The sequence below is a fragment of the Dorea sp. D27 genome (genome assembly GCF_001185345.1).
Lineage (GTDB): Bacteria > Bacillota > Clostridia > Lachnospirales > Lachnospiraceae > Extibacter.
Genome location: NZ_KQ236743.1, coordinates 617352 through 642100 on the forward strand (window position 1 = coordinate 617352; position 24749 = coordinate 642100).

Sequence of the window (24749 nt, forward strand, 5' to 3'; positions counted from 1 at the left end):
ACATTGAAAGTAAAACGGATCATAGCGATGCTGTTCGCGGTATCGCTCATAGCGACCGGGGCCGCAGGGTGTTCGGCAGAAAAAGACGGGGACAGGAAAAAGGAGGCAATGGGAAGGTATGTGGAGAAGCAGGTCAAGCTTCCCCTGAAGGAGGATGAGGAGGCGGCCGCACTTATAGAAGACGGCGAGAAAGGAGCTGTCCTCTACAGCCGGAACAAGGAAGACGGAACATATAAGGCATATCGCTACAACGGCAGCAAATTTGCAGAAGAGGACGCTTCATGGCTGAACAGCGCCATCGGAACCGGCGGGGCGCTCAGCAAAATTGTGAAGGGAGAAGACGGAGGCCTGTATGCGCTTTACAATGATGAGCATGCTATGCCCCATCTTGTAAGAAAGGACGGCGGCAAAAGCCAGGAGATTGTGATACCGGATCTGGCGGAAAAGGATAGTAACGGCATCTACCCGCTTATCGGCGGGCTGCGTGTCGATAAGGAAGGAAATATATTTCTGGCAGTCCCTGTGAACGGGGAAGTGGTGATGTATGACAAAGGTACCGGCGGAAAGATCAGAAGCTTCCAGGGGAACCAGTTCTCAGGGCTGCTGGCTATGCCGATGGATGTCAGGGATAACAGGATCCTGCTGGCCGGCTCAGATGGAAGCGGACTCGTATGCTATGACACAGGCAGCGGAGAAGTAAAGGACGAGATCCAATATGCGGACATGGCCGATAACGGCATCATCAGGCTCGGCGACAGCGACGACTGTATCATAGCCGATTCCAACGGGCTGCATCATCTGACGCTGGGAGGCAGCATAGCAGAAGACCTGGTCGACGGAAACACATCAGCATTGGGCATACCTCAGACTAATATCATGAATCTCGTTCAGGTGGCCAAAGACGATTATACAGTACTGATGAGCGTCCAGGAGACAAGCGGCCGTACTACGCATGAAATGTACCGGTACGTCTACGACAAAGAGGCAAAAACGGAGCCATCCCATACGCTGCGCGTATACGGGCTGGAGGAAAGTGCCGCTGTCAGGCAGGCGATTGCCAAATACCAGCAGAAGCACCCCGATGTAGGGATTGAATATAAGACAGGAAATGCAGGTGAGGGGACCGGCACGAAAGCGGACAGCATCCGGGCGCTTAATACGGAACTGCTCAGCGGCAGCGGCGCCGACGTCATAATGCTGGATGGCCTGCCTGCGGATTCTTATATTGAAAAAGGAGTTCTGGCTGACATAAGCGGGGTTCTGAAAGAAGTTGGGAAAGAGTCTGAACTGAGCGATAACATAATAAAACCGTACCGGAAAGACAGGAAAATATACCAGATACCTACGCGCTACGGGATTCCTCTCCTGATTGGCGGCGGCAGTATGGCAGAAGCATTCAAATCAGCGGACGCCTTGGTGGATTACATGCAAGACCATGAGTGGGATGACGTGATGGATCAGGTGGATAAAGAGTCTTTGATGAGCCTTCTGCTAAATATGTATTATGAAGATATCGTCGGCAAAGGCAAGGAGATTGATACGAAACTGCTGGCTAAATTGATGGAGATTGTGGGGAAAGCAGAAGACACGGGGGACAAATCCTTAAGCTCTGTCACAGTATGGGGCTCGGATGAAGAACAGCCGGAATCTGACTGGGATGTGGGCAAGTTAGGAAGCCTGGACAAAAAGGATATGCTGTCTTCCAAAGAGATGAAGGGAATCCAGGGAATGATGGTACCTTATCACTATCTGAGAAGAGAAGGCGCTTCTCCGTCTGACGTGAATGGAATCTTTATACCTCATGACATTGCAGGCATAAATAAAGCTTCCAAGAATACGGAGCTGGCGGAAGATTTTATCAAGATGCTCTTATCCGATGAAGTACAGTCCATAGATGTAGAGAATGGTTTTCCAGTGAATGAACAGGCGATGGAAGCATGGATACAGAGTTTGGAGGAGAATCCGGAAGAAGGAGACGGATTATCGGTAGCTGTAGGCAAGGCAAGTTCCGACGGCGAAGAAGGAGAAGCGACGGGTGAGGAGATTATTACATTTCCGCATCAAAGTGAAGTGAAATCCCTTGCAGAGTTAGGTAAGAAACTTACCGTTCCTGTACAGAAGGACGACATTATAGGAGAGATGATACTGGATGGGGCAAAGACATATTTTGACGGCAGCAGATCCGCAGAAGAGGCGGCAGAAGATATTTCAGAAAAAGCAGATACTTATCTGGCGGAATAAAAGCAGGCCATATCTATTTCTTCTGCCAAGCATGACAGGAGTGGGGCTCTTTGTACTCTTCCCATTCCTGGATGTGCTCAGGCGTTCCTTTCTGGACGCCATGGGAGCAGACTATGTGGGCATGGCCAATTATCTGACCGTGATTGGAAAAAGTTCATTTCAGCTGGCAGTCTGGAATACGGTACGTTTCATCGCAGTCTGTATTCCCTTGCTTATGGTGCTCTCCCTGACGATAGCTGTCATGATTAATGGAATCGCGAAACTGAAGGAGCTGCTTAAGACAGTCTTTCTGTTTCCGATGGCGATTCCGGTTGCTTCCATCGTGGTACTATGGCGGCTTGTCTTTGACAGCAACGGATTTCTGAATGCATTTATCGATACGTTCCATATCAGCCCGGTTGACTGGATGAATGGCCCGTCCGCATTCTATGTCCTCGTATTCAGCTATCTGTGGAAGAACACTGGCTATGATATGGTCTTATGGCTTGCCGGCCTTTATTCGGTTCCGGAGTCTCTTTATGAGGCGGCACGGATAGACGGAGCAGGAAGAAAAGAATGCTTTATCCATATCACGCTGCCGATGCTCCGGCCTACGGCAGCCATGCTCGCAGTCCTGTCGCTCGTGAACTCCTTCAAAGTATTCCGGGAGGCATATCTGATAGCCGGCGACTATCCTCATAAGAGCATCTATATGCTTCAGCATCTTTTTAACAACTGGTTCGTGAAGCTCGACATTCAGAAAATGAGCGCGGCCTCTGTCATGATGGCTCTGACGGTGGCATTGATTATGATAGGGGTGCATATGTCAAATGAAAAGAAAAAATAATTGGACGGTGGCCGTACTGGCCGTACTCAGCAGTGCGATATGGCTCCCGCTCTTCTATATGGCAGGTCAGTCGTTTATGGGCAGCTGGGAGCTGATTGAAAATACAGGCGCGGTGCTGTCCGGGAACGGCGGCAAGGTGCATTTTGCTCTGCTGCCCCGGTTTCCTACGCTGGCCCCGTATGTAGAGCTGCTTTTAGATTCACCGGGATTTTTTGTTATGTTCTGGAACTCATGCAAACAGGTATTTCCCATTCTTGCGGGTCAGCTTCTGCTTGGCATGCCTGCGGCATGGGCATTCGGGCGATATACGTTTCGCGGCAGGAACTTTCTGATGCTTCTGTATATGATATTGATGATCATGCCCTTTCAGGTCACGATGGTGTCTGGATATCTCATCTTAAAAAAATTTCAGCTGCTGGATACGCATCTGGCGCTCGTACTGCCCGGCATGTTCAACACATTTCCGGTATTTATTATGACCAAGGCATTTGCCGGCATACCAGATTCCCTGATGGAGGCTGCGAGGATTGACGGTGCCGGGGAGTTCCGCATCTTTGTGTCCATCGGGATACCGATGGCTCTGCCTGGAATCATTTCAGCCATGGTTCTCGGATTCCTGGAATGTTGGAATGTCATCGAGCAGCCGATGACATTTTTAAAAACAAAGAATTTGTGGCCGCTGTCGCTTTATCTACCTAATATTACCGCTGATAAGATTAATGTCTCTTTCGCGGCTTCCATCGTAATGATGCTGCCGGCGGTACTGCTGTTCTTGTGGGGCCAGAAGTATCTGGAACAGGGGATTGCGGCGTCAGGGCTGAAAGAATAAATGCAAGGAGAGGCATATCATGGTTCAATGGTTAAAACGTATCAATATGAAGGATAAGATGAAGAAGAAAACGTTCTGGGGCAGGCTTCTTGCAGCATTCTTTGTACTAATGGCGCTGAGCACGGTTGTATCGAGGGCAGCGGATTCGGTAATCGTCCCGAGAGTGCGGCTTGAAAGGGCTTCTTCCGGAAGCCTGAATTACACCATCAAGGGTTCCGGAAGCATCATTGCTTCTGAAGGAAAACTTGTGACGCTGCCGGAGAAGCTGAGGATCCGTGAGATTACAAAACCGGGTACGACCGTGGAGGAAGGAGGCCCGCTCGCAGTGGCAGATACCGATGAGCTGATAAAAGTGCTGGATGAGGAAAAGGCTGCGCTTGCCAAGCTGCGCCTTCAGCTTCAGAAGGAACAGCTGGACGCGGTGCCGGATGCCGCGACGCCGCAGGCATATTCCGCAGGCAAGAGCCTGGAGCTGGCACGAGAACACTTTGACGAAGCATCGGCTAAGCTTGAGGAAGCGGCTAAGGCAGAAGAAGCTGCGGCCGTAGAGAGACAAAAGCGGCTGGAAGAGAAGAAAAAAGCGGCCTACGATACATTTATGAAGCAGGGTGGTGAGAGCAGCAGCGAAGCAAAGGCCGCATATGAAGAGGCAGTAAGGAGCGCGGAAGAAGAGGCCGGGAACCTTAAAGCAGAGAAAGATGCACAGATGGACGCCCTGATACAGAACCGTGACGCAATGCAGGATGCGCTGGAACAGGCTCAGGCGGCATATGACATAGCCCGGGCCGAGGACGACAATGCGGCGTCTAACCGGCAGAAGGCCAGCCAGGGCTCAGGCATTACCCAGGAAGGGATGAAGATAGACATTGAACAGCAGCAGAAGAAGGTCGACTGGCTTCAGGAAGTCATGGACGCGGACGGGGTGATAACGTCGCCTGTGAAAGGGACGGTTACGGAGAACAGCCTGACAGAAGGAATGGTGACGTCAGGACAGGAGTATATCAGGATAGGGACAGGAGGATATGAGTTCCGTGCGGCAGTTGATAAAGACAATGCGAAGAAGCTCAAGGCCGGCGATTCCATGGAAGTGGAGTTCCCCGGTAAAAAGGACAAGAAGAGATTAAAGATTACTGATATCCGGGCAGAACAAAGCGGTGGCAGCGGCGGCCAAGCCAGCGGCAGCGAGGGCGAAGCTGCTGCCGGCGCGGAAGCGGCCAAAGGGCAGACCGGTCAGGAAAGCATCATGTATCTTACTGCAAAACTTGACGGGGATGATTATGCAGCCGGAACGGAAGGCAGCTATGTCATCGACAAAGAGTCGGATATACGGTATGACTGGATACTGCCTGTGGAAGCGATACGTGAAGACCAGAGCGGAACATTCTGCCTCATTTCCCGTAAGAAAGATACCATACTCGGGGAGGAATACGTGGCAGAAAGGCTTCGTCTCGTAAAAAAGGCAAAGGATTTGAACAAGGTAGCGGTAGAAGGCAATCTGGATAATAAGACAGACGTGATTATAGAAAGCAGCAAAGAGATTAATGAAGGAGACAGATTTCAAATTGAGGAAAAAGATTAGGCTGCCGCAGATGGCTTTGTTTCTGACCGGCATTGTACTTCTCGTTCTATCCGCCATACAGTATGCTTATGTGGCGGGGACAGACCATGTCGTACGTGCCAGATTTGAAGGGGGTACCGTGCTTGCGGCCCAGTTGGATGATTACTATGAACAGCGCAGCAAGGCAGACCGGAGCGGCAAAAAGCAAAACGGAGCTATTCCGTACGTGACACTGTGGAACATGAAAGAAGGGATAGAGGTTGCTGCGGAAGAATATACCGCTGAAGAACGCTTTTCCTTAATAGAAGGATATGGAAATCTGGAGCAGATATTGCCGGGGCAGAAGCTGGAGGGCATGTATCCTCCAAAAAGCGATACCGAAGGCTGTGCGGTCAGTGACGCGGGCGCCAGAGCGCTGTTCGGCAGCAGCCGCGTGTTGGGGAAAGTGCTGCATGTGGACGGCAGGGAATATATCATCAGAGGAATTATAAAAGACGTCAGAAATATGCTCTGGATACAGAACAAGGCGGCCGAGGGGTTCCCTTATATGGAAATGGAATACCCAGACAAAACGTCTGCCTCTGAGGCAATGGAATGGCTGGAGCAGCAAGGATTCGGCGTCCCGGCTGTCATATTGCCGGGATGCGATTATTCGGCTTTTAACTTCTTATTTCTGACGCTGCCGCTCTGGCTTGTCGTTCTCTGGCTCTATGCTGCGGTAAGAAGGCGTATCAATGTGGCAGAGCAGAAGTATGTAAGGGCGGTGCTTTCGGCGGCGTGGGGCATCGGTCTCGCTGTTCTCATCTTTGCCGGCATCGGATACAGCTTCCGCTTTGGACTGGATTATATCCCGCCGAAATGGTCTGACTTCAGCTTCTACGGCAAGAAGGCTTCGGCGCTGGCAGACATGCACACGAAGCTGGCACAGATGAAGCCGCTGCCGGGCGATGCGCAGCTACTGAATCACAGCCGGCATTGTGCGTATCTCGCCTGGGGAAGCCTCTTTTTTACGGCGTGGGCAATCGTAAGTGTAAGACGGAACCGCTGCTGATCACTTATATTTTTAGATTCAGTATAGCATATAAATGCTGTGCTGAATTTTTGCGTTTCTATCTAAAAAAAGTATAAACAGTGTTGACAAATAAAATCTATAGTGATACATTTATAAACGAAGATATTAGCACTCGGTTTAAAAGAGTGCTAACAGGCTGGAAATCCGGTAAAGGAGGCGAATAGATGGTATCAGAACACGGGCTGGATGAACGTAAGATGAAGATACTCCACGCGATTATCCAGAACTATCTGGAGACCGGAGAACCGGTAGGTTCCAGAACCATTTCCAAGTATACCGACCTGAATCTCAGTTCTGCCACGATCAGGAATGAGATGTCTGATCTGGAAGAGATGGGATACATCTTGCAGCCCCATACATCGGCAGGGCGGATTCCTTCAGACCGGGGATACAGGCTATATGTAGATATGCTGATGGAGGAAAAGGAACAGGAACTGAATGAGATGCAGGAACAGATGCTAGACAAGGCAGACAAGATGGATCTGCTCCTGAAGCAGGCGGCAAAAGTGCTGGCGAACAGTACGAATTATGCGACCATGGTATCCACACCGCTCAACAGCGGCAACAAAATCAAGTTCCTTCAGCTCTCGCAGGTTGATGAGGAGCAGATAATCGCAGTCATCGTTCTCGGAGGAAATGTCATCAAGAACAAGATCATCGACATGGAGGAGCCCGTCAGCAATGAAAATCTGCTGAAGCTGAACATGCTGCTGAACACGACGCTGAACGGCATGTCCATAGAAGATATCAATCTCGGCCTGATAGCAAGGCTGAAAGAGCAGGCCGGCATACACAGCGAGGTCATCGCCCATGTGCTGGACGCGGTAGCTGATGTGATACAGGTTGATGATGAGATGCAGATATATACAAGCGGTGCCACGAATATTTTCAAGTATCCGGAGCTCAGCGACAAGCAGAGCGCGCAGGAAATTATCAGTGCTTTTGAAGAAAAGCAGCAGCTGACAGAACTGGTAACCCAGACGCTGTCCAAGGAGGACAACACGGGCATCCAGGTATATATAGGAGATGAAACGCCGGTACAGACGATGAAGGACTGCAGCGTAGTGACCGCGACCTATGAATTAGGTGAAGGGATGAAGGGAACGATAGGTATTATCGGACCGAAGCGGATGGATTATGAACATGTGCTCAAATCTATGAAGAAGCTGCAGAACGAGCTGGATCAGATGTTTCATAATAATGACTAGGAAAGGTGGAAGAACCCTTGGAAAATAATCAGGAAAACAAAACGAAAGAAGACATGGTAAAAGAGGCAGTGGAAGAAGCGAGGAAGGCGGCAACCGAAGCGGCGGACGATCAGTCCGGAGGACAGGATAAGGCCGGGGCATCCGGAGACGGCTGCAGTGAGCCGGATTGTGCAGACACAGATGCAGCAGATACGAACTGTACTGACGGCAGCGCAGACGGCTGCACGGATCAGGACTCCGATGAGGACGATAAGGCTGACAAGAAAGTAAAAAAATTTGGCAAGAAGGCTAAGAAAGATAAAAAAGATGAAAAGATTGAAGAGCTGACGGACAGACTCACCCGTCAGATGGCAGAGTTTGATAACTTCCGCAAGCGTACGGATAAGGAGAAATCCCAGATGTACGAGATAGGGGCGAAAGATATCATAGAAAAAATACTTCCGGTCGTAGATAACTTCGAGCGCGGGCTTGACGCGGCATCTGAGGAGGAAAAGGAAAATCCGTTCGTACAGGGGATGGATAAAATCTACAAACAGCTTATGACTACTCTGGAAGAGATAGGGGTGAAGCCGATCGAGGCCGTAGGCCAGGAGTTCAACCCGGATTTCCACAATGCTGTGATGCATGTGGATGACGAAGCGCTCGGCGAGAACATTATCGCGGAGGAATTCCAGAAAGGTTATATGTACCGTGACTCTGTTGTGAGGCACAGTATGGTAAAAGTAGCTAACTAACATTTTAATTGAAAATAAAAATCAGGAGGAAGAAAATCATGGGCAAGATAATTGGTATTGACTTAGGAACGACAAACAGCTGTGTGGCTGTTATGGAAGGCGGCCAGCCGACCGTTATCGCAAATACAGAAGGAGCAAGGACGACTCCGTCTGTCGTAGCATTTACAAAGACAGGAGAACGTCTCGTAGGCGAGCCTGCAAAGCGTCAGGCAGTAACGAATGCCGAAAAGACGATTTCATCCATCAAAAGAGAGATGGGTTCCGACTACAAAGTGACGATTGATGATAAGAAATTCTCACCGCAGGAGATTTCCGCGATGATTCTTCAGAAGCTGAAAGCAGATGCAGAAGGATATCTCGGCGAGAAAGTGACAGAAGCAGTTATCACAGTACCGGCATACTTCAACGATGCACAGCGCCAGGCTACAAAGGATGCAGGAAAGATTGCGGGCCTGGATGTAAAGCGTATCATAAACGAGCCTACGGCGGCAGCACTTGCCTACGGCCTTGACAATGAAAAAGAACAGAAAATCATGGTATACGACCTTGGAGGCGGTACGTTCGACGTATCCATCATCGAAATCGGCGATGGAGTCATTGAAGTGTTATCTACAGCAGGTAATAACAGACTCGGCGGCGACGACTTTGACCAGAAGATTACAGATTACATGCTGGCTGAATTCAAGAAAAACGAAGGTGTTGACCTGTCTACAGACAAGATGGCGCTCCAGAGGTTGAAAGAAGCGGCAGAGAAGGCGAAGAAAGAGCTGTCTTCTGCTACAACGACGAACATCAACCTTCCGTTCATCACAGCCACATCAGAAGGGCCGAAGCATTTTGACATGAACCTTACAAGAGCCAAGTTCGATGAACTGACACATGACCTTGTTGAGAAGACGGCTGAGCCGGTAAAAAGAGCACTGTCCGATGCAGGACTGAATTCTTCTGAACTTGGGCAGGTACTGCTCGTAGGTGGTTCTACCCGAATCCCGGCTGTCCAGGAAGAGGTGAAACGCCTGACAGGCAAGGAGCCAAGCAAATCACTGAACCCGGACGAGTGCGTAGCTCTCGGCGCATCCGTACAGGGCGGCAAGCTTGCAGGCGATGCAGGTGCAGGGGACGTACTTCTTCTCGACGTTACACCGCTGTCACTGTCAATCGAGACGATGGGCGGAGTGGCAACGAGGCTGATTGAGAGGAATACTACAATCCCGACAAAGAAGAGCCAGATTTTCTCTACGGCGGCAGACAACCAGACAGCTGTTGATATCAACGTTGTACAGGGTGAGAGACAGTTTGCCAAAGATAACAAGTCGCTCGGTCAGTTCAGACTGGACGGAATTCCGCCGGCTCCACGTGGAATCCCGCAGATTGAGGTTACATTTGACATTGATGCGAACGGTATCGTCAACGTATCCGCAAAAGACCTTGGTACAGGGAAAGAGCAGCACATCACCATTACGGCCGGTTCCAACATGTCTGACAGCGATATCGACAAGGCAGTAAAAGAAGCAGCTGAATTTGAAGCACAGGACAAGAAACGGAAAGAAGGCATCGATGCCAAGAATGATGCTGACGCGCTTGTATTCCAGACCGAAAAGGCTATGGGCGAAGTAGGAGATAAGATTGACGCAGCTGATAAAGAAGCAGTGGAAGCAGACTGCAAGGCATTGAAAGAAGTTCTTGAAAAAGCAAATACAGATACCCTTACAGACGATCAGATTGCAGAGATCAAAGCCGGTAAGGAGAAGCTGATGGAAAGTGCCCAGAAATTGTTCACGAAAGTCTACGAACAGGCCGGTGCACAGGCAGGAGCAGGACAGCAGGGTCCGGGTCCTGATATGGGAGCAGGAGCAGGTCCGGCTCCGGACGGCTTCGCAGGCGATGATGTAGTAGACGGAGATTACAAAGAAGTCTAAGAGCACTTGGCAATACGGTTATAGCCCGGTGAGAGAAGGCTGTTCCGGGGAACCTGGCGGTAAAAGCCTGGTCTCCCGGAACTTGTCTTTGTCGACTTCCATGAAAGAAAGGGATGAACAATGGCGGAATCAAAGAGAGATTACTATGAAGTGCTCGGCGTCAGCAAAGATGCTGACGATGCGACTTTAAAGAAGGCATACAGGCAGGTAGCCAAGAAATATCACCCTGACATGAACCCCGGTGACGCGGAGGCGGAGAAGAAGTTCAAGGAAGCGTCTGAAGCCTACGCAGTCCTTAGTGACCCCGAAAAGCGCCGCCAGTATGACCAGTTCGGACATGCGGCCTTTGAAGGCGGGGCAGGCGGCGCCGGAGGGTTTGGCGGCTTTGACTTTGGCGGAGCAGATTTCAGTGATATATTCGGTGACATATTCGGAGACCTGTTTGGCGGCAGCGGCCGGCGCGGCCGTGGCAGCCAGGGACCGATGAAGGGCATGAATATCCGCAAGAGTGTCAGGATCACGTTTGAAGAGGCAGTGTTCGGCTGTGAGAAAGAGATAGAGGTGGTGCTCAAAGACCCGTGTCCGAAATGCAGTGGTACAGGTGCCAAGCAGGGGACCTCGCCTGAGACGTGCTCTAAGTGCGGAGGCAAAGGACAGGTCGTCTATACGCAGCAGTCATTCTTCGGGACAGTACAGAACGTACAGACATGTCCGGACTGTCACGGAACAGGCAAGATTATCAGGGAGAAGTGCCCGGACTGCTCCGGCACAGGCTTTGTGGCTTCTAAGAAGAAAATAGCAGTATCAATCCCGGCAGGCATCGACAACGGACAGAGCGTGCGGATCCGTGAAAAAGGCGAACCGGGGACGAACGGCGGACCGAGGGGAGACCTTCTTGTGGAGGTGGTTGTCTCCAGGCATCCGATATTCCAGCGGCAAGATATGCACATATTCTCAACCGTTCCGATTTCATTTGCCCAGGCTGCACTCGGTGCAGATGTGAAGATCAAGACGGTGGACGGTGACGTGCTCTATACTGTCAAGCCGGGGACGAAGACAGATACGAAAGTACGCCTGAAAGGAAAGGGCGTGCCTTCGATCCGCAACTCCCAAGTGCGGGGTGACCACTATGTCACTCTGGTCATCCAGACACCGGAACACTTAAGCTCCGAGGCGAAAGAGGCGCTGCGCAAGTTCGACGCCCTCGCCGGAAATACGCTGAATCAGAACAATGACGAAGGCACAAAAGGAACAAAAGGAAAAAAGAAAGGCTTTATGGGCAAGATGAAAGAAGCCTTTGACGATTAGAAGGCTGAACCCCGGAAAACGTTGGTTTTCCGGGGTTTTTTGCGGCTGCCCGGCCTGCGCTTGCGGATATTGCTGAAAAGCCGGGCGCAAAAGGAACGGGCCGTAGCCGAAAAAGCCGTCTCTGTAATGCTTTATCGAAATAATTCAATGCATGTCCCTCCATGTCCCTTCGTTATCTGGTAAGATACCGATATCATATGATAAGGAGGAATAATAAATGAGTGACAACAGATTTTTATTGGAAGTATACGTGGGTGAAAATGGTAACTGGTATATGAATGACGTCGATACAGGTGCGAAAGCACAAGGAGAGCCAGGGGAAGACGGTATTACTCCACATATCGGTGAAAATGGCAACTGGTTTGTCGGGAATGCAGATACAAACGTGCCGGCAACCGGCCCTCAAGGGCCGAATAGCGCAGACTTGATTTTTACCGGTTCCGGACAGACGGTCGAAGAAGCCATCAATAGTATCAAATCTTTAGAAGAAAAAACGCTATCTGACTGTACACAGGTAAATGCAGCTTTACTGGGCAAAGGAATATCAATAGTTAGAAGAAATGGGATAGTAACTCTATCATTCACTTTAAATATAGGTAACGCTCGTATACCGATTTACGAGACTTTATTCAAATTACCAGCAGGATATGAACCAGCAAAAACATATTTTAGCAGTTTACTAGGCGGAGATAGTTTTATTTCTATTAATACGGATGGGTACGTGCAGGCCCAAAGGGAATTAAGTGGCTGGATGACTTTATCTGCAACATATCTCTGCAAAAACTAAGACAGTTAAAAAATGTAAAATACATAACTGTCCCTCTATGTCCCGTCAATAGGCGGTAATATTCTAGCAACAAGAATAAGGAGGATAACTAAATGAATGAAACAACAAGCTTCATACCGGAGATTTACATCGGTGGGAACGGAAACTGGTACATCAATGACTACGACACAGGTGTCAGGGCAAGAGGAGAGGATGGCATCACGCCTCACATCGGGGCCAACGGCAACTGGTTTATAGGAGAGACAGACACTCAGGTAGCGGCGGCCGGTCCAAAAGGTGATAAGGGTGACCGAGGCGATACCGGTCCAATGGGTCCCCAGGGCCTGACCGGAGCCACGGGTCCCCAGGGATTGACAGGCCCTCAGGGGTTGACGGGACCACAAGGACCTACAGGAGCTACCGGTCCACAGGGGGCCACAGGACCAAAAGGTGACACTGGCGCAGCCGGCCCGCAGGGACCGACTGGCGCTACAGGACCGAAAGGTGACCCGGGCGCCGCAGGACCACAAGGGTTACAGGGAATCCCGGGGCCCAAGGGGGATAAAGGAGATGAGGGACCGGCAGGCCCAGTGAATATCGCGAACAATCTTGAGACTTTGGAAGAGGGATTCGCTCTGGATGCGCGACAGGGTAAGGTTTTGAATGGTAAATTTCCAATATTTAAAACTCAGAGTATTGCAATCGGATCCATACCTGGGAACACAGCTAAAGAAGTAGCCGTTTCTCTTAATATCCCTGACGGATATAAACTAATTACTTGGATTCCAAGAGGAGTATCCGGTAGTTCAGGGAAACTTCACCTGAATGGTTGGGGAGGTAACAATAGCGTCTATACATTTGGCGTAGCAAACTGTAGTACAAGTATGGCCTCTGGAACGTTACATATCATACTAATTTGTGAAAAATTGTAATTCTAATTTGCAGAGGACCAGTAACGACTACCATCTATTTGTATAATAGAATCAAATGTAATTTATTTAGAGTAAGAATGTAACTGGTTATAAACCTGCTTTCCTCTTTTTCAGAAGAAAGCAGGTTTCCTATGCACGCTACCTGTATGCATTCACAAGGCAACGAACACTGCACAGGAACGGGAACCGGCAAGAAATGTATCATTTTCAAGGACGACAGGCGGGTTGTATGTCGTACCGTCCGGATTGCCGGTGTTGGCGGCTACATGCCAGCGGAGATGGTCGGGCAGAGCGGGAAGGGTAATGGCTACAGATTCCCAGAACGCATTGATGGCAATGTAGATGATGTCATCTGTCCTGCTGATGTCATCATAGCCGGCGTACATGATACCGATGACTTTCGTGTCTTTGTTGTAAGAGGAATCCCACGGTGTCTCACTATGGAGGCTTACTTCCGGCAGACCGTAGCGGTTCGGGCGGCATGTACCCCTGATGGAGGCATGCCGTCGGCGGAAATGAATCATATAGCGGAAGAAGAGGTAGACATCCTGATTTTTCTCCACCATATCCCAGTCGAGCCATGAGATTTCGTTGTCCTGGCAGTACGGGTTGTTGTTGCCATACTGGGTGTTGCAGAATTCATCTCCGGCAAGGAACATCGGTATGCCACGGCTGCACATGAGCACGAGACATGCATTCTGAATCATACGCTTTCGAAGAGAAGTTACCGCAGGGTCCGTAGTCTCTCCTTCCACACCGCAGTTCCAGCTGCGGTTGTCATTGCTTCCGTCTGTATTGTTCCAGCCGTTTGCCTCGTTGTGCTTTGTATTGTAAGCATATAAGTCATAGAGCGTGAAGCCGTCATGACAAGTGATAAAGTTGACGGATGCGTTCTTTCCGCGTGTATTCGGGTCATATAGGTCCGGCGATCCGATGATGCGCTGTGCCGCGGCTCCTGCACACCAGAGGCCGCCTTTTAGAAACTCCCGGATATCGTCCCGGTAGCGGCCATTCCATTCAGACCACCGTCTCAAGTCAGAGAAATCACCGACCTGGTACAGTCCGCCCGCGTCCCACGCTTCGGCGATGAGCTTTGTATTGCCGAGAATCGGGTCGAAGGCAAGCGCTTTTACAAGCGGCGGATGTTCCATCGGGGAGCCATCCTCGTTCCGTCCGAGGATGGAGGCGAGGTCAAAGCGGAATCCGTCGATGCGGTAGGTTTCCACCCAATAGCGGAGGCAGTCGACAATCATCCGCTGGACGATGGGATGGTTGCAGTTCATCGTATTGCCGCACCCGCTGAAATTATAATAGTAACCTTCCGGCGTGAGCATGTAGTAGATATTGTTGTCAAAACCTTTGAAGGAGAAGACAGGGCCCTTTTCGTCCCCTTCGGCAGTATGGTTGAAGACGACATCCAGGATGACTTCCATGCCGTTGTCATGCAACGCCTTGACGAGCTGTTTCAGCTCCAGTCCTTCCCGGTTGTATTCTACGGCAGAGGAGTAACTGGTGTTTGGTGCAAAGAAGCTGACCGTACTGTACCCCCAGTAGTTGAGAAGCTCTCTTCCGTCTACGGTGCGTCTGTCCATCAGCTCGTCAAATTCAAAAATCGGCATCAGTTCTATGGCATTCACGCCGAGATCTTTCAGGTACGGGATTTTTTCTATGATACCTTTGAAGGTTCCCGGTGCGGATACGTCTCCTGCCATCTTGGTGAAGCCGCGGACGTGCATTTCATAGATGATGAGTTCATCGAACGGTATTCTTGACGGTGATTCGGCGCCCCAATAGAAGTTATTCCGAACGACCCGGGCGCGGTAACCTTTGGAATTTGATTTCCTGCCCCATGTGCTCTGCCCGGTGATAGCTTTGGCATATGGGTCTATCAGGATGTTGTCCTTGCAAAAGAGCAGCCCCTTTGCCGGATCATATGGTCCGTCGAGCCGGAAGGCATATTCAAATTCTTCCACATCAAGGCCAAAGATGAAGATGGAGAATACATGGCCGATGCGGTAACAGTCCGGTACAGGAATGACTGCATAAGGTTCCGTCTCCATACGGTGATATAACAGTATCTCGCAGGAGATAGCCCCCTGGGAGTGCACGGTGAAGCTGACCCCGTTCGGCAGGGCCCAGGCTCCATTGTAATCATAGAAGCCGGGACGTACTTGGAATCCGTTTACCGTATCAAGCGGCTGCAGATGATGGTAAAGTGGTGCAAGTGGCGAATCCAGTCCAAGAGTATCATTGTCTAAACGTGCCATGCAGGTACCTCCTTGAAGTGAAAGATAAATGGTTACAGATGCTGGTAGTAGAAGACGGCCAGTTGTGTCCGGTCCCTGAGTTCCAGCTTTTCCAGGACATTGCTCAGGTAATTTCGCACCGTTCCTTCGCTCAGATACATTTTCTCTGCGATTTCCCTGTTGCTGAAGCCATCCGCGACGAGGGTGATCAGCGTGTATTCTTTTTCCCCGATATCATACGATGCATAGTCAAAGCCATTTTTCTGCTGCAGAAGATCCGGTATCTTGGACACGATTTCGGTCCCAAACACGGTCTGGCCCGTATATACGGCTTTGACGGCAGGGATGATACTGTTATAATCCTGTTTGAGCAGATAGCCTTTTACACCATATTTTAACGCTTTAACGATATATTCATCGTCTGAGAACGTGGTCAGAAGAAGGATCCGCGCCTCCGGGTATTCAGCCAGTATATGGCGGGATGCCTCGAGGCCATTCAGTCTTTTCATCCGGATATCCATCAGCAGCACATCAGGCCGCAGCTCGCTGTATAGCCGTACCGCGTCTTCACCGTCCTCGCCGAAGCCCGTCACATGAAGGGCGCCATCAGATTCGAGTATTGTCTTCAGTGCATTTGAGACGAGCATGTCATCGTCTATTACAAGTATATCCATAGTCGTTTAATCCTCCTTTTTAGGTATCGTAATAAAGATACGGTATCCATTTTGGGTCTGTAGCTGCATGGCGCCGTGCAAAGTCTCTACACGGTCTCTCATGTTGGTAAGTCCGAGGCCGCTTCCGCCGGTTTTGACCGTACCGTTGTCCTCGATTATAAGCTGATATAGTCCGGGATGTTCCCGGACGATGATGTGCACATCGTTGGCATTGCTGTGGCGGATTACATTGTTCAGCGCTTCTTTGACGATGGTGATGAAGCTGTATTTGATGTCCCTCGGTACGTCATACCCCATGTCGTATTCCATATGGATCGGGCAGAAAGTAAATGTGTCGGTGAGACTTGTGAGCGCTTCTTTTAAATTTATGGATTCGTCATGCAGATCATGTACGCTTTCCCGGACATTCGTCATAGCGGTATTCAACGTCTCTTCCAGTTGCAGCAGTGAGGAATCCAGGGCAGGATTCTTGTTCATCATCCGGACAGCTCCTGTCAGCAGGATAGAGCGGGTGAGCATATGCCCTACATTGTCGTGTATCTCGCGTGCGATGCGGTTACGCTCTTTCAAGGTGGCTGTATAGACTTCATAATCTTGTTTCTCGAGAAGCGCGTGGTTTTTTTCTTTCAGAAGCAGATTCAGTTCCGTACTGTCGTCCCTTGTCCTTTTATACTGCAGTTCCAGATGCTCATGCCTGTCCGTCTGAACACAGAGAAGAAGCGAGATGCTGCTGCCAAGCAAGAGAAGAAGGAACAGCGGCAGGGAATCCGGCAGAATCCGGCAGATGGCCACTATGCTAAGAAGGGCCACACCGATAGGGTTCTTGAACCGGAGGCAATTGTAAAGCACTGCCGGAAGGAAAAGAAGCAGGACAGGAAATAAGAGGGCCAAAACGATATAAGCGGCCGAAGACATCAGATGGAACCTTCGGGAATCGATGAAATAGTTAGCCGATATATATATTACTGCTATGAGAAAGGATATGACAAAAGCGGTATCCATCTGTGTCAGTAATACGGCCGTAAAGCTGAACATGAGAAGGGCGAGCTGATCAAGTATACGTTTCATAAGTTCTCCTTGTATTGTGACATATGTCATTTTAAGTGCTGACACGTGACACTTACATTATAAAGCGGCGGAGGTTATACTACAAGTAGAAAAGGAGAAGGAGGACATGAAAACATGATTATGATACAAAATCTGGTAAAACGGTACGGAAGCCTGCTGGCGCTGGATCATCTGAATCTTGAGATACACGAAGGAGAGATCTTCGGTCTGCTTGGACCGAACGGCTCCGGCAAGACGACAGCTATCAATTGCCTGCTGGCACTTCTGAAATATGATAAAGGAACGATAAAGGTCATGGGCAGAGAGATGAGGCCGGACAGTTATGATATCAAAAAAGAAATCGGTGTGGTCATGCAGAACGTAGCTGTATTTGAGCAGATGAGCGTACGCGAGAATATCGATTATTTCTGCGGGCTGTATATACGAGATAAGGGGAAGCGCAAGAAGCTGGTAGACGAAGCTATCCAATTTGTCGGACTGGAAGAGTTCACGAAGATGCGTCCGAAGAAATTATCAGGCGGGCTTCTGAGGAGGCTGAATATTGCCTGCGGTATCGTCCATAAGCCGAGGCTTATAATCATGGATGAGCCGACAGTGGCTGTAGACCCGCAGAGCCGGAACAAGATTCTGGAAGGGATCTTGGAACTGAACAGGCAGGGATCCACGATCATCTATACGTCCCACTATATGGAAGAGGTGGAGCAGATATGTTCCAGGATAGCCATCATCGATCACGGAAGGGTATTGGCCACCGGAACGAAGGAAGAGCTCAAGAGCATGATTAAGACAGGCGAGACGATTACGATACAGGCTGCTGCCCTGGATGATAAGCACCTGGCGCAGATAAAGGAACTTCCGCATGTGTTTGACATTTCCTATGAGGAGCAGACATTAAAAATCAGGCTGAGCGGAGCCAAGCATAATCTCGTGAGAGTACTGCACTACATGGAAGAACAGGATATTTCATTTGGCAGAGTATTTTCAGAGCTGCCAACGCTTAATGACGTATTTCTGGAGATTACGGGAACTGAGCTGAGGGATTAGGAGGAGATATTATGAGGCATCTGATCAAATATAGATTTATACAGACTGTCCGGGAATGGAGCGTGATGTTCTGGGCACTGGCCTTTCCTATCATTCTCGGTACATTCTTTTTCGTCTCTTTTGGCAGCGGTATTACAGGCGAGGAGATGGAGGCGATTCGAGTGGCGGTCGTAGAGTCGGAAACAGATTCGCAGGAAGGCACGTCTTTCCGTGAATTTCTGGAACAGATGGACGGCGAAACGCTTCAGATTGAAAAGGTGGATGAGAAGCAGGCCCTTAAGGACCTGAAAGGAGATGAAATTACCGGCATCTACTATACTGGCGTGGAGCCGTCGCTCACGGTCGCGAAATCAGACTTGAACACAAGTATACTGAAAGCGCTTCTGGACAGTTATAATAAGAATGCGGATATGATTATGAGGATAGCTCAGGATCATCCAGAACGTCTTATGCAGGCGGTGGAGGCACTGAGCGGCTGGCAGCCGATGACGGAGCAGGTAAGCGTAGGCGGAAGGACGATGGACCCGAACGTGTCGTATTTCTTCGCCCTTATCGCCTATGCATGCCTGTCAGGAGCATTCCTCGGCGTGAAGGCGAGTATTGACGGGCAGGCCAATCTGACAGCGCTCGGAGCAAGAAGAAGTGTGACTCCGACCCATAAGCTGAAGCTCGTGCTTACGGATATGTCTGTTCTGTTCTTTATACAGTTCGTCAACATTATCATCTTGACAATTGTCGTAAGGTTCGTGTTCGGTATCGACCTTGGTGGCAATATAGGGCAGATTCTGCTCGTAGATCTGCTTGGCAGCATGATAGGAGTGTCCATGGGTATCATGATTGGATGTGTAGGCAAGTTGAGCGAGAGCATCAAGATGGGCCTGACCGTCATGTTGACACTGTTACCGGGATTCCTTGCAGGGCTTATGTTCGGCAATATGAAAAATATCATTGAACAGAATTGCCCGATTATCAACCGGATCAACCCGGCGGCTGTCTTAAGCGATACATTTTACTGCATGGGAGTGTTTGATGATGCGGAGAGATTTACAAGGAATCTGATGATACTCGGTCTCATGAGCGTATTATTCATAGGGATTGCATTTTTCGCGGTGAGGAGGGAACGTTATGACAGTATTTAGAGGATTCATGATAATGGTGAAGCGCAACCTCGGAATGATGTTCATGTATATAGCTATATTCATCACGATAGCGGTTATGGTCCAGACGATGACAGACGGAAAAGGGATGGAACACTTTGAAGAAGAGCGGCTGAAGATTGCCGTCATCGACAGGGACCATGGAAAGCTGGCAGAAGGGCTTACAGATTATATCGGAAAGAAGCATGATTTGGTCAAGGTGGAGGATGACAAGAACGTGATACAGGAAAAGCTGTTCTACCGGGATATCTACTATGTAGTGACGATACCGGAAGATTTTGAACAGGTATGCCTGGAAGATGGCGAGAAGCTTCAGACGACAAAACTTCCGGATACGATGAGCGCATTTTATGTGGATCAGCAGATCTCCACATATCTCAACACCGTAAAAGTGCTCAAAAGCGCCGGATATCCGCTGGAGGAGGCAATCAGCGACGCGGCCGAAGCCGGAGAGGCAGAGTCGGATGTCACGCTGGTTGACAAGAATGGGAATGGTGGTGTTAAACTGCCGCATTCATTCCTGTTCCAGTATATGCCGTATATCATACTGGCGGTGTTGTGCTATACGATTGGTTTTATAATGATAGCATTCCGCAAGAAGGATGTGAGACGGCGGATGCTCTGCTCTTCCGTATCAAGCCGGAGCCAGAATGCACAGATGGTGATTGGATTTGTTATCATGGGCGTGGGATTCTGGGCGATATGCATGCTGCTGCCGCTCATCATGTACCCGTCCCAGTTCCTGAACGACCCGAATAAAATCTACTACATGCTCAATTCGTTCCTCGTCGTACTGGTGGGAATGGCCATCGCATTCACAATCGGCGTTGTGGTCCAGAAGATCGAAGTGCTAAATGGCATCGTTAATGTGATAACGCTCGGAATGTGCTTCACATGCGGCGTGTTCGTAAGTATGGACGTACTCGGGAAGGGCGTGAAGATGTTCGCACAGTTCCTGCCGCTATACTGGTATGAGAAGGTCGTCGGCGTGCTGTCTGTCAGCACAGAGTTTACGAAGGCACAGGCCGGGACAATCTACAAAGGATTCGGAATCCAGCTCTTGTTTGCGGCAGCAATCCTCTGCGTAGGGCTCGTCATAAGCAAAAGCAAAGAACAAGAGTAGAAGGGACAGGGCAAATTTAATTGGGGACGGAGGAAATCTAGATTTCCTCCGTCCCCAATTAAATTTGCCCTGTCCCCTATGGAAGAAATCCACTCGTTATGATACAATCGTCTTTAGGTGACGATGAATGAAGGAGGTATGTAAGATGCATAGTTTTGTCCAATATACGCCAACGGAGATTGTATTCGGCAAAGATGCGGAGCGGGAGACCGGAAGGCTGGCGAAGAAATGGGGCGCGGCCCGCGTGCTTATCGTGTACGGCGGTGGAAGCGTCGTGCGGAGCGGACTTCTGGATACGATAGAGAAAGAGCTGGATGAGGAGGGAATCGGGTACGATGAGCTGGCCGGGGTACGCCCAAACCCACGCGTCAGCCTGGCACGGGAGGGTGTCAGGAAGGCAATCGCACTCGGGGCAGATATGATTCTGGCTGTAGGAGGCGGAAGCGTAATCGATACGGCCAAGGCCGTTGCTATCGGTGCAGCCAGTCCAGAGACGGACATCTGGGAATTCTGGGAAGGCAGGCAGAAGGTGGAGAGATCCATGCCGGTCGGAGCGGTGCTGACAATCTCCGCGGCCGGAAGCGAGATGAGTGATTCTTCCGTGCTGACGAACGAGGAGACGGGCAGAAAATGCGGCGTAAGCTCAGATCTTAACCGGCCGAAGTTTGCCGTCATGAACCCGGAGCTTACTTTTACGCTGCCGAAGTATCAGCTTGCCTGCGGTATCGTGGATATCTATATGCACACGCTGGAGCGGTATTTCACTCCGGTGGGCGGAAACCGTATGACGGATGAGATTGCAGAGGGGCTTCTGAGGACCGTTATCGAGTCCGGGCAGAAAGCCTATGCCGACCAGACGGATTACGAAGCCATGAGCGAGATTATGTGGTGCGGCAGCCTGTCGCACAATGGCATCACAGGCCTTGGCAGGCCGAGGGATTTCGCGAACCACAAGCTCGGACATGAGCTGAGCGCTATGTTTGATGAGACGCACGGCGCCACGCTGTCCGCTGTCTGGGGCAGCTGGGCACGGTATGTGTACAGGCTGGATGTGGCAAGATTTGCCCACTACGGAAAATCAGTGTGGAGATTGGAATATGAAGAGGAGGAGGAAGCTGCGCTTGCGGCGATAGAGAAGACGGAAGAGTTCTTTCGGTCCCTCCATGTCGCAACATGTATCGGAGAGCTGAAAACCGGGGTCCTGCCGGATGAGACGCTTCATAAGCTGGCACAGAATGCGACAAAGGGGGATACGATAAGGCTTGGAAGCTTTAAAGAGCTGACAGCGCACGATGCGTATGAAATATATAAAGAGGCAAACCACGGATAACTTAAATATCAACTGGAAGAGTTTTTACAGAAATGTCTTCGCGCTTGTAATTCCGATGGCGATTCAGAATCTGATAAACGTAGGAGTTACTGCCGCAGACGTCATCATGCTCGGGAAAGTCGGAGAGAAGGTGCTTTCAGGCGCTTCGCTCGCGGGCCAGATTCAATTCATCATGACGCTTTTGTTCATGGGAATCACGTCAGGTGCTACAGTCCTGACTGCCCAGTACTGGGGAAAAAAAGATACGAGGACGATTGAGAAGGTGCTTGGGATGGGACTTTCCGCCGGCATCGTGACTGCGGTCATGTTTGCCGCCGCAGCGCTTTTCATTCCGGATGCGCTGATGCACATCTACAGTTCAGATCCGGAAGTGATAGCAGAAGGGGTAAAATATCTGAGAATCGTAGGAAGCTCGTATCTGTTCATGGCAGTGACCCAGGTATACCTTAATATCATGCGGAGCATAGAGCGGGTGCTCATCGCCACGTTTGTATACTCCATATCATTGCTGGTCAATATCGCTGTAAATGCGCTGCTCATATTCGGGCTGATGGGCTTTCCCGTCATGGGAATACGCGGTGCAGCCATCGGTACCCTGATTGCTCGTATAACAGAGATGGTTATCGTCCTCTTCTATGCATTTATGAAAAATAAGATTGTCCGTATCCGTTTCCGGGATCTCGTTAGGATAGACAAAGTCCTGTTCAAGGATTATATGACCTATGCGATGCCGGTCGTACTCAACGAAGTGATGTGGGGGCTTGGCAGCTCCGCGAATACTGCTATCATCGGCCATCTTGGCAGTGCGGCCGTAGCTGCCAATTCTGTCGCCCAGGTGGCTCGGCAGCTGGCTACGGTGGTCGTATTCGGTATCGCTCATGCCGCGGCAATCTACCTTGGCAAGACGATTGGCGAAAAAAGGCTTGATTATGCCAAGGCATATGCAAAACGTTTTATATGGCTAAGCGTAATCATAGGTGCTCTGGGTGGCGCTATCATCCTCATCGCGGCACCGATAGCCAATGCGAACCTGGCATTGACGGGACAGGCGAAGGACTATCTGACATTCATGTTCTTTGTCATGTCTTATTTTACAGTGGCCCAGTCGCTGAACGGTACGATGGTCATCGGAATCTTCCGTTCCGGCGGCGACACCAAATTCGGACTTATCATGGATGTCTCCACGATGTGGGGGTGCTCCATCATCATAGGGGCAGTGGCGGCATTCGTGTTCCATGCCAGCGTGCCGGTCGTGTATGTTATCCTGATGAGCGATGAGCTGATTAAGGTTCCGATGACAATCAAACGGTATGCGGGATATAAGTGGCTGAAAGATGTCACGAGAGAAAAAGAAGAACTGGGAGGAGCTTAACAGATGATTATCTTAAGCAAAGAAGAGATAGAAAAGCTGGTGGATCCAGAAAAGATGATGGATCAGATAGAGGAAGCATACAAAATATTCGGTTCGGGAGAGTATTATATGCCCCCCAGGCCATCGGTAGAGCATGACAATAAGACGCTCATGTATATGCCCTGTTATACGAAAGAGATAATCGGAACGAAGATTCTGACAATCTTTCCTGATAACGCGAAGCTAGGCCTGCCTTCTATCGATGGTATCATTCTGCTGAATAATGCGGTTACCGGGGCGCCGGAGGCGGTTATGGACGGCCAGTCGGTTACTGCATGGAGGACCGGTGCGGTAGGAGGCGTGGGGATACGCCACCTGTCCAGAAAGGACTGCCACACCGTGGGTGTCGTCGGTGCAGGAGTACAGGGACTGCACCAGGCAGTCTATGCGTGCGCGGCCAGAGATATCCGGACGGTATATATATACAACCATGGGAACCGAGACCTGACCGATTATATGTTCAGATTAGAAAAAGCTATTGATAACCCGGGCACAAAGGTAGTACAATGTAAGACAGTAGAAGAACTGACGGCCAAGAGCGATATCATCTGTACGACCACACCTTCTACCGAACCGGTGCTGCCTGATGACAAAGAACTGCTTCGGGGCAAATGCATTATAGCTATCGGTTCCTATACGCCAAAGATGCGGGAAATTCCAGATGCGGTCTGGGATCTTGTAGATAAGGTATATATCGAACTTCCGTACGCATGCGAAGAGTGCGGGGATTTGAGCCAGCCTATTGAAGAGGGACGTCTGACAAGTGACAAGATTGTGCTGATGAGCGATTATCTTGCATCAAAGACAGATGAAGCAGCGGATACGGAAAAGACCACATATTTCAAGTCAGTCGGGATGGGGCTTTTCGACGTATGTATCGCACAAAAAATATTAGAAGAAGCAAAGGAGAGGTAAATTATGAAAGTAGTAGCAACAGAAAAGGCGCCAAAAGCATTGGGACCATATTCACAGGGGTATGTCCACAACGGCATGTTCTATTCTGCGGGCCAGATTGGCGTGAATCCAGAAGTTGACGATGTAGAAGCAACTACAATCGAAGGACAGACAGAACAGGTATGCAAGAATGTAGGTGAAGTATTGAAAGCCGCGGGGACAGACTTCGACCATGTAATAAAGACTACATGCTTCCTGGCCGATATGGGAGACTTCGCCGCATTTAACGAAGTATACGCCAAATACTTTACATCCAAGCCGGCAAGAAGCTGCGTGGCTGTAAAGACGCTGCCAAAGAACGTAAAATGCGAAGTGGAAGTAATCGCGGTAGTAGAATAAATCAAGCAAG

At 49.9% G+C, this 24749-nt stretch carries 21 protein-coding genes; 18 read left to right on the forward strand and 3 right to left on the reverse strand.

Going from position 1 to position 24749, the window contains the following annotated elements:
* Positions 1 to 3: 3 nt before the first annotated feature.
* The 11 genes from HMPREF0980_RS02935 (at position 4) to HMPREF0980_RS02985 (ending at position 13393) form a co-directional block, all read left to right on the forward strand.
* Positions 4 to 2241 (forward strand): extracellular solute-binding protein, encoded by a 2238-nt coding sequence (locus HMPREF0980_RS02935; protein WP_049727631.1) that lies wholly within the window; start codon positions 4 to 6, stop codon positions 2239 to 2241.
* Positions 2150 to 3067 carry a carbohydrate ABC transporter permease gene (locus HMPREF0980_RS02940; protein ID WP_198146149.1) on the forward strand — a complete coding sequence of 306 codons (918 nt, stop codon included), beginning with the start codon at positions 2150 to 2152 and terminating at the stop codon, positions 3065 to 3067. Before HMPREF0980_RS02935 ends, HMPREF0980_RS02940 begins: the two co-directional genes overlap by 92 nt.
* Entirely contained in the window at positions 3051 to 3896 is an 846-nt protein-coding gene (locus tag HMPREF0980_RS02945) for a carbohydrate ABC transporter permease (protein ID WP_049727632.1), read from the forward strand. The genes HMPREF0980_RS02940 and HMPREF0980_RS02945 overlap by 17 nt, the downstream gene beginning before the upstream one ends.
* A 19-nt stretch (positions 3897 to 3915) precedes the next feature.
* Positions 3916 to 5475: an HlyD family secretion protein gene (locus HMPREF0980_RS02950; protein ID WP_049727633.1), complete on the forward strand. Its 1560-nt coding sequence runs from the start codon at positions 3916 to 3918 to the stop codon at positions 5473 to 5475.
* A complete protein-coding gene (locus HMPREF0980_RS02955) occupies positions 5459 to 6505 on the forward strand; it encodes an ABC transporter permease (RefSeq protein ID WP_147629772.1) in 1047 nt (348 codons plus the stop codon). Before HMPREF0980_RS02950 ends, HMPREF0980_RS02955 begins: the two co-directional genes overlap by 17 nt.
* Positions 6506 to 6690: 185 nt before the next feature.
* Positions 6691 to 7734 carry a heat-inducible transcriptional repressor HrcA gene (gene hrcA, locus HMPREF0980_RS02960; RefSeq protein WP_049727635.1) on the forward strand — a complete coding sequence of 348 codons (1044 nt, stop codon included), beginning with the start codon at positions 6691 to 6693 and terminating at the stop codon, positions 7732 to 7734.
* A 5-nt stretch (positions 7735 to 7739) separates the two neighbouring features.
* Entirely contained in the window at positions 7740 to 8468 is a 729-nt protein-coding gene (gene grpE / locus HMPREF0980_RS02965; protein ID WP_442855425.1) for a nucleotide exchange factor GrpE, read from the forward strand.
* 38 nt (positions 8469 to 8506) lie between these two features.
* The gene (dnaK, locus tag HMPREF0980_RS02970) at positions 8507 to 10387 is read left to right on the forward strand and encodes a molecular chaperone DnaK (RefSeq protein WP_049727636.1); all 1881 of its coding nucleotides are present in this window, start codon (positions 8507 to 8509) and stop codon (positions 10385 to 10387) included.
* A gap of 120 nt (positions 10388 to 10507) precedes the next feature.
* Positions 10508 to 11695 (forward strand): molecular chaperone DnaJ, encoded by a 1188-nt coding sequence (gene dnaJ / locus HMPREF0980_RS02975; protein ID WP_049727637.1) that lies wholly within the window; start codon positions 10508 to 10510, stop codon positions 11693 to 11695.
* Positions 11696 to 11912: 217 nt separating this feature from the next.
* Positions 11913 to 12482 (forward strand): hypothetical protein, encoded by a 570-nt coding sequence (locus HMPREF0980_RS02980; protein ID WP_049727638.1) that lies wholly within the window; start codon positions 11913 to 11915, stop codon positions 12480 to 12482.
* A 92-nt stretch (positions 12483 to 12574) separates the two neighbouring features.
* A complete protein-coding gene (locus HMPREF0980_RS02985; RefSeq protein ID WP_049727639.1) occupies positions 12575 to 13393 on the forward strand; it encodes a collagen-like domain-containing protein in 819 nt (272 codons plus the stop codon).
* A gap of 152 nt (positions 13394 to 13545) precedes the next feature.
* Here HMPREF0980_RS02985 and HMPREF0980_RS02990 read toward each other — a convergent pair whose 3' ends face one another.
* Genes HMPREF0980_RS02990 through HMPREF0980_RS03000 form a run of 3 tightly spaced genes read right to left on the reverse strand, consistent with a single transcriptional unit; the run spans position 13546 to position 17381 of the window.
* On the reverse strand, positions 13546 to 15660 hold the full coding sequence (locus tag HMPREF0980_RS02990) for a glycogen debranching protein (protein ID WP_049727640.1): 2115 nt from the start codon (positions 15658 to 15660) through the stop codon (positions 13546 to 13548).
* A gap of 32 nt (positions 15661 to 15692) precedes the next feature.
* Positions 15693 to 16313, reverse strand: coding sequence for a response regulator (locus HMPREF0980_RS02995; protein WP_049727641.1), 621 nt, complete (start codon positions 16311 to 16313; stop codon positions 15693 to 15695).
* A gap of 6 nt (positions 16314 to 16319) precedes the next feature.
* The gene (locus tag HMPREF0980_RS03000; RefSeq protein WP_049727642.1) at positions 16320 to 17381 is read right to left on the reverse strand and encodes a sensor histidine kinase; all 1062 of its coding nucleotides are present in this window, start codon (positions 17379 to 17381) and stop codon (positions 16320 to 16322) included.
* A gap of 114 nt (positions 17382 to 17495) precedes the next feature.
* On the opposite strand from HMPREF0980_RS03000, the gene HMPREF0980_RS03005 reads away from it, so the two are divergent.
* The 7 genes from HMPREF0980_RS03005 to HMPREF0980_RS03035 all read left to right on the forward strand — a co-directional run bounded on the left by HMPREF0980_RS03005 (position 17496) and on the right by HMPREF0980_RS03035 (position 24739).
* Positions 17496 to 18425 carry an ABC transporter ATP-binding protein gene (locus HMPREF0980_RS03005; protein WP_049727643.1) on the forward strand — a complete coding sequence of 310 codons (930 nt, stop codon included), beginning with the start codon at positions 17496 to 17498 and terminating at the stop codon, positions 18423 to 18425.
* Positions 18426 to 18436: 11 nt separating this feature from the next.
* The gene (locus HMPREF0980_RS03010; RefSeq protein ID WP_049727644.1) at positions 18437 to 19564 is read left to right on the forward strand and encodes an ABC transporter permease; all 1128 of its coding nucleotides are present in this window, start codon (positions 18437 to 18439) and stop codon (positions 19562 to 19564) included.
* Complete coding sequence (locus HMPREF0980_RS03015; RefSeq protein WP_049727645.1) at positions 19551 to 20705, forward strand: ABC transporter permease; 1155 nt, start codon at positions 19551 to 19553, stop codon at positions 20703 to 20705. The genes HMPREF0980_RS03010 and HMPREF0980_RS03015 overlap by 14 nt, the downstream gene beginning before the upstream one ends.
* Positions 20706 to 20850: 145 nt before the next feature.
* The gene (locus HMPREF0980_RS03020; RefSeq protein WP_084002632.1) at positions 20851 to 22035 is read left to right on the forward strand and encodes an iron-containing alcohol dehydrogenase; all 1185 of its coding nucleotides are present in this window, start codon (positions 20851 to 20853) and stop codon (positions 22033 to 22035) included.
* Positions 22004 to 23407, forward strand: coding sequence for an MATE family efflux transporter (locus HMPREF0980_RS03025; protein ID WP_049727647.1), 1404 nt, complete (start codon positions 22004 to 22006; stop codon positions 23405 to 23407). Before HMPREF0980_RS03020 ends, HMPREF0980_RS03025 begins: the two co-directional genes overlap by 32 nt.
* A gap of 3 nt (positions 23408 to 23410) precedes the next feature.
* Entirely contained in the window at positions 23411 to 24361 is a 951-nt protein-coding gene (locus HMPREF0980_RS03030) for an ornithine cyclodeaminase family protein (protein ID WP_049727648.1), read from the forward strand.
* A 3-nt stretch (positions 24362 to 24364) separates the two neighbouring features.
* Positions 24365 to 24739, forward strand: coding sequence for a RidA family protein (locus tag HMPREF0980_RS03035; RefSeq protein WP_049727649.1), 375 nt, complete (start codon positions 24365 to 24367; stop codon positions 24737 to 24739).
* Positions 24740 to 24749 lie beyond the last annotated feature (10 nt).